This is a genomic window from Streptomyces wedmorensis, from assembly GCF_000716445.1.
Taxonomy (GTDB): Bacteria; Actinomycetota; Actinomycetes; order Streptomycetales; family Streptomycetaceae; genus Streptomyces; species Streptomyces wedmorensis.
This window is the reverse complement of record NZ_JNWK01000050.1, coordinates 1-16578: the sequence shown is the minus strand read 5'-3', so window position 1 is coordinate 16578 and position 16578 is coordinate 1. Positions and strand designations below refer to the sequence as shown.

The 16578-nt window shown below is 72.2% G+C and carries 14 protein-coding genes; 8 read left to right on the top strand and 6 right to left on the bottom strand.

The genetic code is table 11. The annotated features are described in order from the left end of the window. The first annotated feature begins 164 nt into the window (after positions 1-164). Positions 165-740, top strand: coding sequence for a GNAT family N-acetyltransferase (locus tag OO54_RS31150; protein WP_033209025.1), 576 nt, complete (start codon positions 165-167; stop codon positions 738-740). A 44-nt stretch (positions 741-784) separates the two neighbouring features. Next, on the top strand, positions 785-1948 hold the full coding sequence (locus OO54_RS31145) for a winged helix-turn-helix domain-containing protein (RefSeq protein WP_026057807.1): 1164 nt from the start codon (positions 785-787) through the stop codon (positions 1946-1948). A 59-nt stretch (positions 1949-2007) separates the two neighbouring features. Here the strand turns inward: OO54_RS31145 and OO54_RS31140 are convergent, their stop codons facing one another. From OO54_RS31140 to mtrA, 6 genes are all read right to left on the bottom strand, one after another. Then, a complete protein-coding gene (locus tag OO54_RS31140; protein ID WP_017237000.1) occupies positions 2008-2760 on the bottom strand; it encodes a response regulator in 753 nt (250 codons plus the stop codon). Positions 2761-2973: 213 nt separating this feature from the next. Further along, a complete protein-coding gene (gene hpf / locus OO54_RS31135) occupies positions 2974-3654 on the bottom strand; it encodes a ribosome hibernation-promoting factor, HPF/YfiA family (RefSeq protein WP_026057806.1) in 681 nt (226 codons plus the stop codon). A 297-nt stretch (positions 3655-3951) separates the two neighbouring features. Further along, complete coding sequence (locus OO54_RS31130; RefSeq protein WP_033209023.1) at positions 3952-4755, bottom strand: ComF family protein; 804 nt, start codon at positions 4753-4755, stop codon at positions 3952-3954. 93 nt (positions 4756-4848) lie between these two features. After that, positions 4849-6714, bottom strand: coding sequence for an LpqB family beta-propeller domain-containing protein (locus OO54_RS31125; RefSeq protein WP_033209021.1), 1866 nt, complete (start codon positions 6712-6714; stop codon positions 4849-4851). Continuing rightward, complete coding sequence (gene mtrB / locus OO54_RS31120) at positions 6704-8722, bottom strand: MtrAB system histidine kinase MtrB (protein ID WP_200146742.1); 2019 nt, start codon at positions 8720-8722, stop codon at positions 6704-6706. Before mtrB ends, OO54_RS31125 begins: the two co-directional genes overlap by 11 nt. A 1-nt stretch (position 8723) precedes the next feature. Then, positions 8724-9401 (bottom strand): two-component system response regulator MtrA, encoded by a 678-nt coding sequence (gene mtrA / locus OO54_RS31115; RefSeq protein ID WP_004946863.1) that lies wholly within the window; start codon positions 9399-9401, stop codon positions 8724-8726. A gap of 397 nt (positions 9402-9798) precedes the next feature. Between mtrA and OO54_RS31110 the strand changes: the two genes are divergently transcribed. The 6 genes from OO54_RS31110 (at position 9799) to OO54_RS31085 (ending at position 16436) form a co-directional block, all read left to right on the top strand. Next, positions 9799-10407, top strand: coding sequence for an RICIN domain-containing protein (locus tag OO54_RS31110; protein ID WP_051787328.1), 609 nt, complete (start codon positions 9799-9801; stop codon positions 10405-10407). Positions 10408-11019: 612 nt separating this feature from the next. Then, on the top strand, positions 11020-12234 hold the full coding sequence (locus OO54_RS31105) for a glycerophosphoryl diester phosphodiesterase membrane domain-containing protein (protein WP_033209019.1): 1215 nt from the start codon (positions 11020-11022) through the stop codon (positions 12232-12234). Between the two features lie 4 nt (positions 12235-12238). Then, entirely contained in the window at positions 12239-12934 is a 696-nt protein-coding gene (locus OO54_RS31100) for a DUF4129 domain-containing protein (protein WP_033209017.1), read from the top strand. Then, positions 12931-14133, top strand: coding sequence for a DUF4350 domain-containing protein (locus OO54_RS31095; RefSeq protein WP_033209015.1), 1203 nt, complete (start codon positions 12931-12933; stop codon positions 14131-14133). The genes OO54_RS31100 and OO54_RS31095 overlap by 4 nt, the downstream gene beginning before the upstream one ends. Then, positions 14130-15113 (top strand): AAA family ATPase, encoded by a 984-nt coding sequence (locus OO54_RS31090; RefSeq protein ID WP_033209013.1) that lies wholly within the window; start codon positions 14130-14132, stop codon positions 15111-15113. The genes OO54_RS31095 and OO54_RS31090 overlap by 4 nt, the downstream gene beginning before the upstream one ends. Before the next feature lie 12 nt (positions 15114-15125). Then, complete coding sequence (locus OO54_RS31085) at positions 15126-16436, top strand: DUF58 domain-containing protein (RefSeq protein ID WP_033209011.1); 1311 nt, start codon at positions 15126-15128, stop codon at positions 16434-16436. The last annotated feature ends 142 nt before the right edge of the window (positions 16437-16578 follow it).

Here is a 16578-nt window from a genome sequence, read left to right as displayed (position 1 = left end):
CCCCACCGTAACGGCCATCGTAAGCGAGACCGCCCGCGCAGAGGGAGGCCCGCAGTGCCGGAGCCGTACGTGCGCCCGGAAAGAGAACGCCCGAGGTGGGCGGAAGGTGCCGCCCCACCCGAAAAGTGTTCGCTTCCGCTGCCCGCGGTCACCACAATCCCGGCATGGATCCCATCACCCTCACCACGGACCGTCTCCGACTGCGCGCCTTCGTCCCCGAGGACACCGAAGCGGTCTACGCCGTCTGCCAGGACCCCGACATCCAGCGCTGGACCGTCGTCCCCTCCCCGTACAAGCGCGAGGACGCCGAGCTCTTCGTCCAGCGGCTGGCGCCGGACGGCTGGCGCGACGACACGGAGTACGCCTTCGCCGTCGAACCGGTGGCCGGCGGCCCGCTGCTCGCCGCGACCTCGCTGAGCAGTCGCGGCCAGGGCGCCTGGGAGGTCGGCTACTGGCTGTCGAAGGAGCACCGCGGCGCCGGTTACATGACGGAGACCGTCCGGGCCCTCGCCCACTGGGCCTTCACCGGACTCGGCTGCACCCGCCTGATCTGGCGCGCCGAGGTCGGCAACGCCGGCTCGCGCGCGGTGGCCGAGCGGGTCGGCTTCGTCATGGAGGGCACCCAGCGTGCCGCCCTGGCCAACAAGGGCACCCTCCGGGACAGCTGGGTCGGCGCCCTGCTGCCCTCCGACTTCGGCCTGCCCAGCCCCCTGCCGTACCTCCCCGCACGCACCGCCTGAGCACACCGGGCCCGTTGTCAGTGCCGGGGCCTAGGGTGCGGTCCATGACGACTGCGCCGCTCCCCGCCGCCGAACTGTCCGCCGACGAAGCCCGCAGGATCGCCCTGCGTGCCCAGGGATTCCTCGGCGCGCCCGACCGCAGGGCCGGGGTGCGCGGGGTCCTCCGGTCGCTCGGCCAGGTCCAGCTCGACACCATCTCGGTGCTGGCCCGCTCCCACGAGCTCATCCCGTACGCGCGCCTGGGCGCCGTCGGCCGCACCACGGTCGAGGACGCGTACTGGACCGGGGCGCACGCCTTCGAGTACTGGTCGCACGCCGCCTGCGTGCTGCCCGTCGAGGAGTGGCCGCACTTCGCCTTCCGCAGGCGCGCCTACCGCGACCGTCCGCACTGGGGCCACGAGCTGTCCCCCGGGGCGTACGACAAGGTGATCGCCCAGCTGCGGGACCAGGGCCCGCTGACGGCGACGGAGCTGGGCGGCGCGAAGAACAAGGGCGAGTGGTGGGACTGGTCCGACGCCAAGATCGCCGTGGAGCGGGCGCTGATGCACGGCGAGGTCGTCGTCACGGAGCGGCGCGGCTGGAAGCGGGTGTACGACCTGGCGGAGCGGGCGATCCCGCAGGAGCTGCTGCACGACGACCTCGACGACACCGAGTGCGTGCGGCGCCTGGTACGGCAGGCGGGCGAGGCGCTCGGGGTGGGCACGCGCGCGGACATCGCCGACTACCACCGGATCAAGGCCGAGCAGTTCGACGCGGTGGTGGAGGCCTCGGGTCTGGTGCCGGTGACGGTGGCCGGCTGGGGGAAGCCCGCGTGGGCCGATCCGGCGGCGCTGGCGACGGAGCCGCGCGGCCGGCACCGCACGACGCTGCTGTCGCCCTTCGACTCGCTGATCTGGGAGCGGCCCCGCACGGAGCGGATCTTCGGCTTCACGCACCGCCTGGAGGCGTACGTGCCGAAGCCGAAGCGCGTGCACGGCTACTTCGCGATGCCGGTCCTCGCCGGTGGTCGTCTCGTCGGCCGCGTCGACCCCGCCCGCGAGGGCCGCACGCTCGTCGCCCGCCAGATCACCCTCGACGGGCCCAAGGCCGTGCCCGCGGTGGCCCGTGCGCTGCGCGAGGCCGCCGAGTGGGTCGGCTGCGACTCCGTGTCCGTGGAGCGCCTGAACCACCCGGAACTGGCGCCCGAGCTGGTGACCGCCCTCGGTTGAGGGGTGCCCTGCCGATCAGGTCGAGCTCGCGACGCCTGGCCCGATCGGCAGGACACCCCCTAGCGGATCTCCAGGATCTTCTCCCGCATCGCGTAGACCACGGCCTCCATCCGCGAGTGCAGCTGCAGCTTCTCCAGGATGTTGCGTACGTGGTTCTTCACCGTGTTCTCGGAGATGAACAGCTCCTTGGCGATGTCCCGGTTGTTCATCCCGGTCGCGACGAGCTTGAGGACCTCGAGCTCGCGGTCGGTCAGCCGGGGCGCGGGCACCAGCCGGCGCTCGTCGGTGCGCTGGATCATCGACTTGAACTCGGTGAGGAGCTTCGACGCCATCGACGGGCTGATCTGCGACTGTCCGTCCGCGACCGCCCGGATCGCCGTGGCGACCTCGTCGGTGGAGATCTCCTTGAGGAGGTAGCCGGTGGCTCCCGCCTTGATCGCGTCGTAGAGGTCGGCCTCCTCGTCGCTGATCGTCAGCATGATGATCTTCGCGCTGGGGGCCACCTCCTTGATGGAGGTGCACGCCTCGATGCCGCCGCGCCGGGGCATCCGCACGTCCATCAGGACGATGTCGGGCAGCAGATCGGCGGCCTTGTCGACGGCTTCGGCGCCGTCACCGGCCTCTCCGACGACCTGGATGTCCTCCTCCTGGGCGAGGACGATCTCGAGTCCGCGGCGGAAGAGGGCATGGTCGTCCACGACGAGAACCCGGATCGGCTCCTTGCGGAATGCACCGCTGTCCGAATCCGATCCCTCCGGGACCGCACCACCGTGCTCGCGCCCGCTGAGCACCGGCCCGAAGCTGTCCGCCATCGTTCCTCCCCCTGAAGGCCGTGGCCTGAATTCGTTTCCGGTCCTCCAACCGCTGCTCGAAGAGCACCGGTTGGCGTGCACGCCATGATTTCATGCCCCGGCGACCGCGGGGTGCTCCACGGGCACAAGGGGGTGCCCCTGGGGGGCGCCATGCGCTCCAGGGGCACCGTGTGAGACATCTGAGGTGTGGGGTGGTGCGGGGGTGGCGGCCGGTCAGCCGCCGAGTGCACCACCAGCGCCGCCGCCCTCGGCGAGCGGGTCGCTCTCCAGGTGGATGACGCCGTAGTCGTACGCGTGTCGCCGGTAGACGACGCTCGGCTGCTTGTTGTCGGAGTCGACGAAAAGGTAGAAGTCGTGGCCGACCAGCTCCATTTCGTAGAGCGCCTGGTCGAGCGTCATCGGGGCGGCCCGGTGGGTCTTCTCGCGGACCACGAGGGGGCCCTCGCCCTGGACTTCGATCGAGCCCATCATCGTGGTGGGCACCTTGTCGGGCTCGTCGGCGGCCAGTTGGCCGTCACCGTTGAGCTTGGCGGCGCCGGGCACCACGTCCCCGACCTCCGCTGCCGACAGCCTGCCGTTGCCGCGGCGGGTGTATCGCTTGTCGTGCTGCTTGCGCAGTCGCGCCTCGAGCTTGTCGCTGGCAAGGTCGAGGGCTGCGTACGGGTCGCCTGCCGCCGCTTCGGCCCGGATCACCGGGCCTCGGGAGTGGAGGGTGATCTCCACGCGGTCGGACCGGTCGGCCTGCCGCGGGTTGTGCTCCTTGGACACCTCGACGTCGAGGCTGATCACCTTGCCGTCGAGCTTCTGGATCTTCTCCAGCTTCAGCTTCTCGGCCACGTGCTTGCGGAACCGCTCGGGCACCTCGGTCTTGCGGCCCTTGACGACGATGTCCACGCAGAACTCCGTTCCCGGATCGCCCGGACCGGCTCCTTGGCCGCCGGGCATCTCCCTTTGCACCAGACTCCGGCTGGATTAGCCGGAGCTCGGACTTGGCGACTTTCACCTCCTCCTCCCCAGTCGACAAGATCCCCACCCCATCGACAAGAGGTTAATTCGCCCTGAACTCCTGTCCTGTAGGCGCAACCATGTAATCGGCGAGGCGATGGCATTCGCCATCCCTCACAACCGAACATAGCCCCTTCGGACGGGTGTCGGCACCCGCTACCGCGACATACCTCCGATCGGATGCTTTCACCGCTCACCACCTGCAACGATCCAAGTTCCCGGCGAGTTCCGGTTTATTCCGAACGAGGCGGGAGAGGATGCGATCACAGCCGCCACCCGCTGTTCGAATCCATGCTGCGGTGAACCGGCCGGTAAGCCGTGCGGTATTCCGTGAATGAACGGAAGATGTACGGCTCCGATGGCCCGCGCCGCTTCCGCGAGCGAGGCGCCCGTGGTCATCAGGTCGTCCACGAGGACCACCCGTCCCGCCGTCAGGAGCCGTGCGCCGCCCGGCACGACCTCCAGTGCCCCGGCGAGGTTCGCGCGCCGCGCCGGCGCTCCGAGTCCCGCCTGGTCGGCCACGTGTCGCCGCTGGCGCAGCACCGGCACGACCCGCGCCGCCCGTCCCGTCCGCCGCAGCCGCGCGGCCGCCGCGAGCGCGATCCGCCGTGTCGGATCGTGCCCACGTGCCCGTACGGAACGCCGGGAGGACGGCACCGGTACGAGGAGCAGCGGCCGCTCTCCGGGACCCGTGGACGCCCCGCCAGCGGCCTCCACGGCGGTCGCCAGGGCCGCGCCCAGGGGGCGCGCCAGCGTGAGCGCCCCTCGCTCCTTGTGGGCGAGCAGCAGTTCCCGTACGGCGTCCGCGTACGGCGCGGCGGCATGGACCTCGGGCAGCCCGGCCGGCTCGGGCGACGGCCGCACCAGACTCGGCCCCGTACCCCTCAGCGCGCCGGCGCACGACGGACACAGCTCCGTCCGCGGCCTGCCGCAGCCTCCGCAGGCGACCGGCAGCACCAGCCCGGCGATCTCCCGCCACCACCCCCGCATGGCTCCACTGTGCGCCTCCGGGCGCTCCCCGGCCACCCCTGTGGAAAACCACGAGGCCCCGGGCTCGGCCGTCCCGGATGCCTCCGGCGGCCGCTACCCCGGATAGACCGGCGAGGCGCCCTTCTTGACCACCGGCTGCCAGTTGGTCCCGGGCGCGAGCCGGACGATGCCGTCGTTGCCGGAGTCGGCGACGACGGACGACTTGTCGTTGTGCGGCGCGGCGACCGAGGTCACCCCGTCCAGACCGGGCAGGACCGAGGTCGTCGAGGTCGAGCCGTCGGTCTGGAGGTAGCGGATCTGCTGGACGCCGCCCGTTTCCCTGCCGACCACGACGAGCCGGCTCGGACCGGCCCAGGAGACCGCCGTGACCGACTCCATCCGGGGCGTGGCGGGCTGGAGGTCCAGGACGGAGACGACCGGTTCGTCGCCCGTCGTCTGCCGCTGGACCCGGCCGATCTGCAGGGTCGTGCGATCGCCGCGGGTGACCACCAGCGCGATCCGGACGCCGTCCGCCGAGACCCGCAGGGACTCGATCCGGGCGTCGTCGTCCAGCCAGGGCGTACGGACCTCGACGGGCTCGCCGGTACCGTCCGGCACCATCCACAGGCGGGGCGCAGCGGGGTCCCGGTCGGCGACCCACAGGTCGCCCCGGCCGTCCCAGCTGGGCGCGGACAGGCGGTCCTCGGGCTTGGCGGCCTTGCTCCGGAGGATCGCGGCCGGCGTCTCCTGCTCCGTGGTGATCGAGGAGACGAACAGCTCGCGGCCGCTCGACCCGACCCCGGCGGCCCGGGTCTCGCCGCGGTCGACGGCGACGGACCCGAGCTGCAGTCCGGGCTTGCCGAGCGGCCCCGGCACCTCGGCGGGCGCGGCGGCCTCCTTGGCGCCGAGCATCAGCATCATCAGCTTGCCGTGCCCGTCGACGAAGTACGGGCTCTCCTCCCGGTCCGCGTTGCGGACCGCGGCGAACTCGGCGGCCTGCCCCTTGCCCAGCCGGCACAGCGACTGGCCGCCGGACCCGAGGAGTTCCACCTGCTCTACCCGCACGGACGTCAGGTCCCCGAGGGTGAACAGCAGTTGCGCGGCCATCCGCCGGCACGCGTCGCCGCCCGCCCGGTCCGCCTTGGCGTTGAGCGGCACCCGCAGCGTGGACTGGTCGTCCGGCGTCAGCGTGGTGACGCCCTCCTTCAGCTCCGTACCGGAGAGGAACGACGAGTCGACGGCGGGCTTCAGCCAGTTCGTCGGGCCTTCGAGCAGCGCCTTGACCGTCTGCGTCACCGGGTCCATCCGGGTGACCGGATCCTGCCTCTGCCGGATGTAGACCGGGTCGGCGACGACCCAGTCCTCCCCGGAGGCGAAGTAGTACTTGTTGACCGAACGGTAGTTCCGCAGGAAGTCGGCCTCGCCGAGCACCAGGCCGGGCGGGAGGCTGTCGATGCGCCACTCCTTGCCCTTGCCGTTCGCCGTGGGCTGCTGCACGACGTGGATCGACTGCTCGTACTCGGCGGGACTGACCGGCTGGTACGCGTGCCGGGCGTCCACGGTCGCGATCTTCCGGCCGGAGAGCGGGTAGGCACGACCCTGGTTCTCGGGGTCGGCGTTGCGGTCGGCCTGCTCGCGGTCGGGCGCGGTGGTGAGCACGGTGATGCTCTGCTCGGGCTTCCAGCTCCGGGCGGCCTCGTTCGTCAGGTACTTGCGGGCGGTGGCGAAGCCGGGGTCGTCACTCGTCATCGCCTCCAGGAAGCCGTCGACGATCTCGTCCGGCTCCGCGTTGTCGCGCGGCGCGACGGCGTAGACCCGCACCTGCGAGTCGCCGGGGTTGGCCCCCTTGACCGCCTGGACGTCACCGCTGTCGGGCATCGTCGCGCAGGCGGTCATGAGGAGACCACCGCACGCGACCAGCACCGCTCCGCGCGTCGCCCTGCCCCGCCCCGCGTGCTCCGCTCGGGAGTCAGCGCCCACGTGTCCCGTCCTCCCGCTCCGCGTTCCCGTTCCCACCGGCCCCCGCCGTACTCGCCTCGCCGCCGTCGGTCTCCGTCGCCGCGCGCGCCACCACCCGGGCGCCACTGCCGGGCAGGGCCGTCGGGTCGACGGTCGCCCGCGACGGCGCGGGCAGCCTCGGCGGCACGGGGAGCGAGGGCCGCTCCCCGACGGGCTGCGCGGGCACCGCCACCCGGCGCGCGCCCTCCTGGGCGCGCCCCGCCGCCGCCTGCTCGCGGTTGCGCCGCGAGTCCTCGGGCTCCAGCGGGATCGGGGAGCCCCGCAACGGCTCGTCCGCGGTGCGCGGCAGGGTGAGCCGGAACTGCGAACCGCCGCCCGGCTCGCCCCACGCCTGGAGCCAGCCGCCGTGCAGCCGGGCGTCCTCGACGGCGATCGACAGGCCGAGACCCGTACCGCCGGTGGTGCGCGCGCGGGCCGGGTCGGCACGCCAGAAGCGGTTGAAGACCCGGGTCGCCTCGCCCGGCTTGAGTCCGACGCCGTAGTCGCGGACGGCGACGGCGACGGCTCCGCCCGCGGCGGCCAGCTTCACCACCACGTCACGGCCCTCGCCGTGCTCGACGGCGTTGACGACGAGGTTGCGCAGCACCCGCTCGACCCGGCGGGCGTCCGCCTCGGCCACCACGGGCTGCTGGTCGCCGACGACCACGATCCGGGTGCCCTTGCGCTCGGCGAGGGGCTCGGCACCGCCGATGACCCGGCGCACGACCTGGCGCAGGTCTATCGGCTCGGCCTCCAGGGCCGCCGCTCCCGCGTCGAAGCGGCTGATCTCCAGGAGGTCGGAGAGCAGCGACTCGAAACGGTCGAGCTGGTCGCCGAGGAGCTCCGCGGAGCGCGCGGTTATCGGGTCGAAGTCGACCCGGGCCTCGTGGATGACGTCGGCGGCCATCCGGACCGTGGTCAGCGGCGTGCGCAGCTCGTGCGACACGTCCGAGACGAACCGCCGCTGCATCCGCGACAGCTCCTCCAGCTGCTGGATCTTCAGCTGGAGGCTCTGGGCCATCTTGTTGAAGGCCTCGCCGAGCCGCGCGATGTCGTCCTCGCCTGTGACCTTCATCCGTTCCTGGAGCCGGCCCGCGGAGAGCCGCTCGGCGATCCCGGCGGCCATCCGGACGGGCGTGACGACCTGGCGCACCATGAGCCAGGCGATGGCGCCGAGCAGCACGACGACGAACAGACCGGCGGTCGCGAGCGTGCCCTTGACCAGGGTGAGGGAGTCCTCCTCCTGCGTCAGCGGGAAGAGGTAGTACAGCTCGTACGGCTTGCCCTCGGCGTCGTTCAACCGCTTGCCGATGACCAGCCCGCGCTCGGACGCCTTGCCGCTGGTGTAGTGGATCCGGGTGGACTGCTGGAAGGTGTCCGTGCCCTGGGCCACCGAGTACCGCAGTTCGGCGGGGATGCTCGTGGTCGGGTCGACCTCACCGGAGGCGCGGGCACCGCGGCTCGCCGCCTCACTGGTGTCGAGGGAGAGCGCGACCACGTTGAAGGCGCTCTGGCCGCCGCTGGCAAGCTGCTCGACGAGCGTGGAGCGCCAGTTCACGGACGCGCCCGCCCGTACGCCCTCCTGCTGACCGGGGGCCGACGGAGTGGTCGCCGCCCGGTCCTGCGCGGCGGAGAACCCGCCGGCGGCCTGGCTCTGCGCGGCCTTCTCCTTGGCGTCGAACAGGCCGTTGCGGACCTGGCCGATCACGACGATGCCGAGCAGCAGCACCACGCCGAGTGACATCAGCAGGGTGCCCGCGACGACCCGCAGCTGGAGGTTCCGCCGCCACAGGCGCACGGCGGGCAGCAGGGGCCGGCGCACCCAGCGGACGAAGAGCCGGAACACGGTTCCTCCCGGCGCCCCGCCCTGGAGGAGCCGTCCGCCGCGCGGCAGACGGCCGGAACGCGAGCCCCCCCGCCCCGGTCCGGCAGTCCGCCCCGTACGGACTCCCGGGTCCCCGGGCTTCGGAGCAGCACTGCCTGCAGTCATGTCAGCTCGGTCCCGCCTTGTAACCGACGCCACGGACGGTCACCACGATCTCCGGGCGCTCGGGGTCCTTCTCGACCTTCGAGCGCAGCCGCTGGACGTGCACGTTCACCAGCCGTGTGTCGGCCGCGTGCCGGTATCCCCAGACCTGCTCCAGCAGGACCTCACGGGTGAAGACCTGCCACGGCTTGCGCGCCAGCGCGACGAGCAGGTCGAACTCGAGCGGGGTGAGGGCGATGGCCTGCCCGTCCCGCTTCACGGAGTGCCCGGCCACGTCGATGACCAGGTCACCGATGGTCAGCTGCTCCGGCGCCGGCTCCTCGGACCTCCGCAGCCGCGCCCGGATGCGGGCGACGAGCTCCTTCGGCTTGAACGGCTTCACGATGTAGTCGTCGGCGCCGGACTCCAGGCCCACCACCACGTCCACCGTGTCGCTCTTGGCCGTGAGCATCACGATCGGCACACCCGACTCTGCCCTGATGAGCCGGCACACCTCGATGCCGTCCCGTCCGGGCAACATCAGGTCGAGCAGCACCAGGTCAGGCTTGGCCTCCCGGAATGCGGCAAGCGCCTTGTCACCGTCCGCGACGAACGACGGCTCGAACCCTTCACCCCGCAGCACGATGCCGAGCATCTCGGCCAGTGCGGTGTCGTCGTCGACGACAAGAACGCGTCCCTTCATATCGACATCATCCCATTTCCGTATCAGTCTCAAGGCTGCTGGTGAGATACCTCACTGACCTGCGGTGACGTCCTAGATCGTCTGCCGATGACTGCCCGTGTCCGTGGGTGTTGATGTCAGTCATGGATGTCACCCCCGTGTCCCCCGTGGTCGCGCAGAACCGTACCCTGCCCATCCCGTCGATGCCCATGGGAGGAGATCGGCCGACAAGGCCCAGGCACTGCCTCGGTCGACCGGGACAAACCAAGTCGCGACGGGACTCGCGGAGGCCTAGCCTTGCCAGTACGGGTGGTCGTGAGTCTCCGACCCCGTTCCCCTCTTACCTCTCGCGTGGTGTCCGTCGCGCTCCAAAGGGCTGGTACTGCGGTATCGCGGCGTGCCCCTAGAAGGTGAAGCCATGATCCGCACTCTGCGAAGGGCGTCGCGAGCCGCCTTGTGTGTCGGTTTCGCGGCCGTCGGCGTCTTGTCGGTCTACGAAGGTCCCGCCGCTGCGACACCCGAGCGCCCGGTTGGGAACGGCTACTACCAGATCGTCGCCAAACACTCTGGCCAGTGCCTGGACGTGGCAGGCTACAGCTACGCGCATGGCGCCCCCGTCGTGCAGGCCACGTGCGGGGGCGGTCACAACCAGCAGTGGCGCCTCGTGCCCTACAGCGACGGCCAGAAGTTCAGGATCCAAGCCCGGCATTCCGGCATGTGCCTGGATGTCGCATGGGGCAGCAGGCAGCACGCTGCTCCGGTGGTGCAGGCCACCTGCAACGGCGGGAGCAACCAGGTGTGGTGGTTCGTGCAACCGGCGGGGAGGGCTCCGCTCGTGCAAGGCTCCCTCGGCCTGGTGCCCCAGGTAGGGAACAGCGTCGGGATCGTCGTGGACCACACCGGGATGGTTCTGGACGTGGCCCATGCCAGCCAGAGGCACGGGGCCCCGGTGGTGCAGGCATTCCCAGCCAGCGGTAACGGCGATGTGGGCCTCAACCAGCAATGGCGCTTCCAGTTCAAGTCCTAGCCGTCGGCTCCAGCTGCGACCCCTCGTCCACCAGCCCCACCCCTCGCTCCCGTCTCGACACCCCACGGCCCGCACCCGCCCACGGAGCCCCTTCCATCCCGGAGTTTGAGCGCCCCCGCCGGAGGCACCGTCTGTGCCGCACCCGCGTACCGCGCCGGCCGCATCGTGGTTCGCCACCCCTCAACCCGAGCTGTCAGGCGCGCGGACGGCGGCCGGGCTGGAACGGGGCGTCAGACAGGAGCACAGGCCCGGGCGACGGGCCGCGCGCCGCACCGTGCGCGGCGGGTGCCTTGATGAGAACCAATCGTCACCTGCCGTGACCTGCCCCACAGCGCCTCCCCCAGCCCGGGCCGCGATCTCGACGACCACACCCCACTCGGCCCGCCACCGCACGGATCGCGCGGCCTGATCGGGCATCCGCACCGTGTGCCGCCTGCCGCTCGCACGATGAAGGTCCGGACGAAGGTACGAACGAGTCGGCGGCCCCGGCCCACGCGCGGGCCCCGCGTGGCACGATGGCACCCGGCCCGCCGCCGTGTCAGGTGTCGGCCGCCGTGACCGAGCCGGTTTCGCCGATCCGGCACCGCGACCATTCCTCCGAGGTGGACGACCGTGAACGACACTCCGGGCTGGACCTCGCCCGGATCCGCCCCCTCCGACGACCAGGACGGCTCCGGCGTTCCCCGCCCCGCCGCCCCGGCCGACGCGAACGGCTCCGCCTCCCAGTGGTCGAAGGACCAGCCGCCCGCCGGCCAGTGGTCCCCACCCACCGGACAGACCCCGCCTCCCGGCCCCGGCCGGAACTGGGGACCTCCGCCCTCCCACGCGAACTGGGGCAAGCCCCCGGCCGCGAAGCCCGGCGTCATCCCGCTGCGCCCGCTCGGCATGGGCGAGATCCTCGACGGAGCGGCGAAGACCCTCCGCGCCTACTGGCGCACGGTGCTGACCATCACGGTCACGGTCGCGGTGATCTCCCAGATCGCCGACATCCTGGCCCAGCGGTATCTCGTCCCGGCGCCGCCGAAGCTCAGCTCGGACGCCACGCCCGCCGAGGAGCTCCAGCAGTCCCTCGACTCGTTCCAGTCCTCCCTGATCGGCCTGGCCCCGTCCCTGCTGGTCACGCTGATGGCCTCCACGGTCAGCGCGGCCCTGCTGACCGTCGTCATCAGCCGCGCCGTCATCGGCCGCCCGGTCTCGCTGGGCTCCGCCTGGCAGGAGGCCCGGCCCCGCCTGCTCCAGCTGATCGGACTGACCCTGCTCCTGGCCGCACTCGGCGCGGCCGTCGTCTCCGTCGGCCTCCTCCCGGGGCTTCTGATCGGCGGCGCCCCTGGCGTGGCCCTCGCCGTCCTCGGCGGCCTCGGCTCCGTGGCGGCGGCCGTCTGGCTGATGATCCGCTTCGGCCTCGCCTCCCCCGCCCTGATGCTCGAACGCCAGGGCGTGATCCGGTCCCTGAAGCGCTCGGCCAAGCTGGTGCAGGGCTCGTGGTGGCGGATCTTCGGGATCATGCTCCTCACCCAGCTGCTGATCTTCCTCTTCGTGATGATCATCGCGATCCCGTTCACCATCGTCGGCATCGCGCTCGACGGCGACGGCTTCTCCGGCCTCCTCTCCGGCTCCACCACCAGCTTCGGCTGGCCGTTCCTGATCGTCACGGGCATCGGCGGCGTGATCGCCAGCGCGGTGACCTACCCGATCTCCGCCGGCGTCACCGTCCTGCTCTACGTCGACCAGCGCATCCGCCGCGAAGCCCTGGACCTCGACCTGGCCCGGGCCGCGGGACTCCCCGGCTACGACACCACCCCGGGCGACCGGACCGTCGGAGGCTGATGCCGTGACGGTCACGGGGGGAACGACCGGGGCACCGCCCACACAGCTGCTCGCCGACGGCGACGTACCGGTGGACATCTCCCGCGTCCCCGCCCGCGAGGCGGCGGAGCGGGAGCTGTCCGATCCGATGTACCACCAGAACGACCCGAGCCTCCTCCAGCGCGGCCTCGACCGCTTCTGGGAGTGGCTCGACGACCTGTTCGGGGCCGCCTCGGAGGCGACTCCGGGCGGCACCATCGGCCTCGTCGTCATCGTCCTGGCCGTGATCGCCCTGGTCGCCGCCCTCTGGTGGCGCCTGGGCACCCCGCAGCGGACCTCCGGCACCGCCGGGGACTCCCTCTTCGCCGACGGCCCCCGCACCGCCCGCGACCACCGTTCCGCCGCCGCCCACCACGCTTCCGCCGGCCGCTGGAACGAGGCGGTCCAGGAACGGATGCGGGCCATTGTCCGCTCCCTCGAAGAACGCACCCTGCTCGACCCACGCCCCGGCCGCACCGCCGACGAGGCCGCCGCCGAAGCCGGCCGCTCCCTGCCCTCCCACGCGGACGACCTGCGCCTCGCGGCCCGCGCCTTCGACGACGTCACATACGGCGGCCGCACCGCCGACGAGGCCGCGTACCGCCGCGTCGAGCAGCTGGACACCGCCCTGGAGCGGACCCGCCCGACGCTCGACACCGCCTCCACGGGGGCTCCCGCATGAGCCGCCCCGCCACCGCCTCCACGTCGACCGCCCCCTCCGCCCGCCGCGTCTGGACCCGTGTCCGCGGCGCGTCCCTGGTGGTCGCCCTCGTCCTGATCGGCGGCATCGCCCTCGCGACGGTGCGCTCCACCGACTCCCACGGCGCCCTCGACCCACGATCCGCCGACCCCTCGGGCAGCCGGGCCGTCGCCGAACTCCTCAAGGACCGCGGCGTCGCGATCACCCTCGCCACCACGCTCGACGAGGCCACTTCCGCGACCCGCCCCGACTCGACCCTCCTGGTCACCACCCCCGACCTGCTGACGGAGACCCAGCAGGCCACACTCCGTTCGGCGATGGCGCGCTCCGCCGGCCGCACCGTCCTGGTCGGCGCCGGCACCGCCTCGCTCGACACCTTGGCCCCCGGAGTCACCAGCGCCCCCAGCGCCTCCGTGCGGAACCTCGCCCCGTCCTGCACCCTTCCCACCGCCACCCGCGCCGGAAGCGTCGACCTCGGCGGCGAGCGCTACCTCACCGACCCCGGCACCCCCGCCGACACCTGCTACCTCTCCGACGGCCTGCCGACCCTGGTCCGTCTCCCCGGCTCCGGCACCACGGACACCGTCCTCCTCGGCTCGCCCGACATCTTCTTCAACAACCGTCTCGACGAGCAGGGCAACGCCTCGCTCGCCCTGCAACTCCTCGGCTCCCGAACCCATCTCGTCTGGTACCTCCCCTCCCTCGCCGACGCCTCGGCCCTCACCGACGACTCCGCCGGCGACACCACGGACGACTTCCTCTCGCTGATCCCCTCCGGCTGGCTGTGGGGTACCCTCCAACTCGCCATCGCGGCCCTGCTCGCCGCCATCTGGCGCGGCCGCCGCCTCGGCCCCCTCGTCACCGAACGGCTCCCGGTCGCGCTCCGCGCCTCCGAAGCCACCGAGGGCCGCGCCCGCCTGTACCGCAAGGCCGACGCCCGCGACCGCGCCGCCTCCGTCCTGCGCACCGCGACCCGCACCCGCCTCGCGCCCCTGTTGGGCGTCGCCGTCCAGGACGCCCACTCCCCCGAGCGCCTCCTCCCCGCACTCTCCGCCCGTCTTCCCGACACGACCGCGGCCCCCCGAGACCTCCTCTTCGGCCCGGCTCCCGCCGACGACGCCACCCTCATCCGCCTGGCGGACCAACTCGACGCCCTCGAAAGAGAGGTACGCACCTCATGAGCGCCCCGACCCCCGAGACCGCTATGACCTCGGACAGCGCCCGCGCCTCCCTGGAGGCCCTGCGCACCGAGATCGCGAAGGCCGTGGTCGGCCAGGACCCCGCCGTCACCGGTCTCGTCGTCGCCCTGCTCTGCCGGGGACACATCCTCCTCGAAGGCGTCCCCGGTGTCGCCAAGACCCTGCTGGTCCGCTCGCTCGCCAGTGCCCTCGAACTCGACACCAAGCGCGTCCAGTTCACCCCCGACCTGATGCCGAGCGATGTCACCGGCTCCCTGGTCTACGACACCCGGACCTCGGAGTTCTCCTTCCAGCCCGGACCTGTCTTCACCAACCTGCTGCTCGCCGACGAGATCAACCGCACTCCCCCGAAGACCCAGTCCTCCCTCCTGGAGGCGATGGAGGAGCGCCAGGTCACCGTCGACGGAACCCCCCGCGCCCTGCCGGAGCCGTTCCTGGTCGCCGCGACCCAGAACCCCGTCGAGTACGAGGGCACCTACCCCCTCCCCGAGGCCCAACTGGACCGGTTCCTCCTCAAGCTGACGGTGCCTCTGCCCTCACGCGCGGACGAGATCCAGGTCCTCACCCGTCACGCCGAGGGCTTCGACCCCCGCGACCTGAAGGCCGCAGGCGTCCGCCCCGTCGCCGGCCCCGCCGAGCTCGAAGCGGCCCGCGCCGCCGTCGCCAAGGTCTCGGTCTCCGCCGAGATCGCCGGCTATGTCGTCGATATCTGCCGTGCCACGCGTGAATCCCCCTCGCTCACGCTCGGGGTCTCCCCCCGAGGCGCCACCGCCCTGCTCTCCACCGCCCGCGCCTGGGCCTGGCTCACCGGCCGGGACTACGTCACCCCGGACGATGTGAAGGCCCTCGCTCTCCCCACCCTGCGTCATCGCATCCACCTGCGGCCCGAGGCCGAGATGGAGGGGGTCACCCCCGACTCCGTCATCAACTCGATCCTCGCCCACGTCCCCGTCCCCCGCTGAGAACGGCGCCCCATGGCCCTCACCGGACGAACCGCGCTGCTCGCGGCCCTCGGATCACTCCCCGTCGGCATCCTCGCCCCCAGCTGGACGGGGATGCTCGCGGTGAACGCGCCTCTCTCACTAGCAATTCTGTGCGACTACGCCTTGGCCGCGCCAGTACGAAAGCTGCGATTCACCCGAAGTGGTGATACATCCGTTCGACTCGGTGACGCGGTAGACGTCCACCTCGCCGTCACCAACCCGTCCGGCCGGCCGCTCCGTGCCCAGCTCCGCGACGCCTGGCCGCCCAGCAGCTGGCTCCCGGGCACCGAACAGGCCGCGTCCCGCCGGAAGCTGAAGGTCCCGGCCGGCGAGCGCCGTCGCCTCACCACGCGCCTCCAGCCCACGCGCCGCGGCGACCGCCAGGCCGCACGGATCACCATCCGCTCGTACGGCCCCCTCGGCCTCGCGGCCCGCCAGGGCAACCACGAGGTCCCCTGGACCGTCCGCGTCCTGCCCCCCTTCACCAGCCGCAAGCACCTGCCGTCCCGGCTGGCCAGGCTCCGCGAGCTCGACGGCCGCACCAGCGTCCTGATCCGCGGCGAGGGCACGGAGTTCGACAGTCTCCGCGAGTACGTCCCCGGCGACGACACACGCTCGATCGACTGGAGGGCCACGGCCCGCCAGTCGACGGTCGCCGTCCGCACCTGGCGCCCCGAGCGCGACCGCCACATCCTGATCGTCCTCGACACCGGCCGCACCTCCGCCGGCCGCGTAGGCGACGTCCCCCGCCTCGACGCCTCCATGGACGCGGCCCTGCTCCTCACCGCGCTCGCCTCGCGTGCCGGTGACCGCGTGGACCTCCTCGCCTACGACCGTCGCCTCCGCGCCCAGGTCCAGGGCCGCTCCGCCGGCGACGTCCTGCCGGCCGTGGTCAACGCCCTCGCCCCACTCGAACCCGAGTTGGTCGAGACCGACGCCCGCGGCCTCGCCGCGACCGCCCTCGCGCGCGCTCCACGCCGCTCCCTCATCGTCCTGCTGACCAGCCTCGACGCGGCTCCCATCGAGGAGGGCCTTCTGCCGGTCCTCCCCCGGCTCACCCAGCGCCACACGGTCCTGGTGGCCTCCGTGGCCGATCCCCACATCGCCCGCATGGCTGCGACCCGCGGCACCATCGAAGGCGTCTACGAGGCCGCCGCGGCCACCCAGGCCCAGTCCCAGCGCTCCCGCACAGCCGACCACCTCCGCCGCCACGGCGTGACGGTCGTCGATGCCACTCCCGAGACCCTCGCCCCCGCCCTGGCGGATGCCTATCTCGCCCTGAAAGCAGCCGGCCGCCTCTGAACACGCCCCGCCCTGGCTCCCTCCTGAAAGGACCGGACCCGTAAACGCAGAAAAGCCCCGCACCATGAGGTGCGGGGCTTTCCCACAATGATTGTTCGGCGGCGTCCTACTCTCCCACAGGGTCCCCCCTGCAGTACCATCG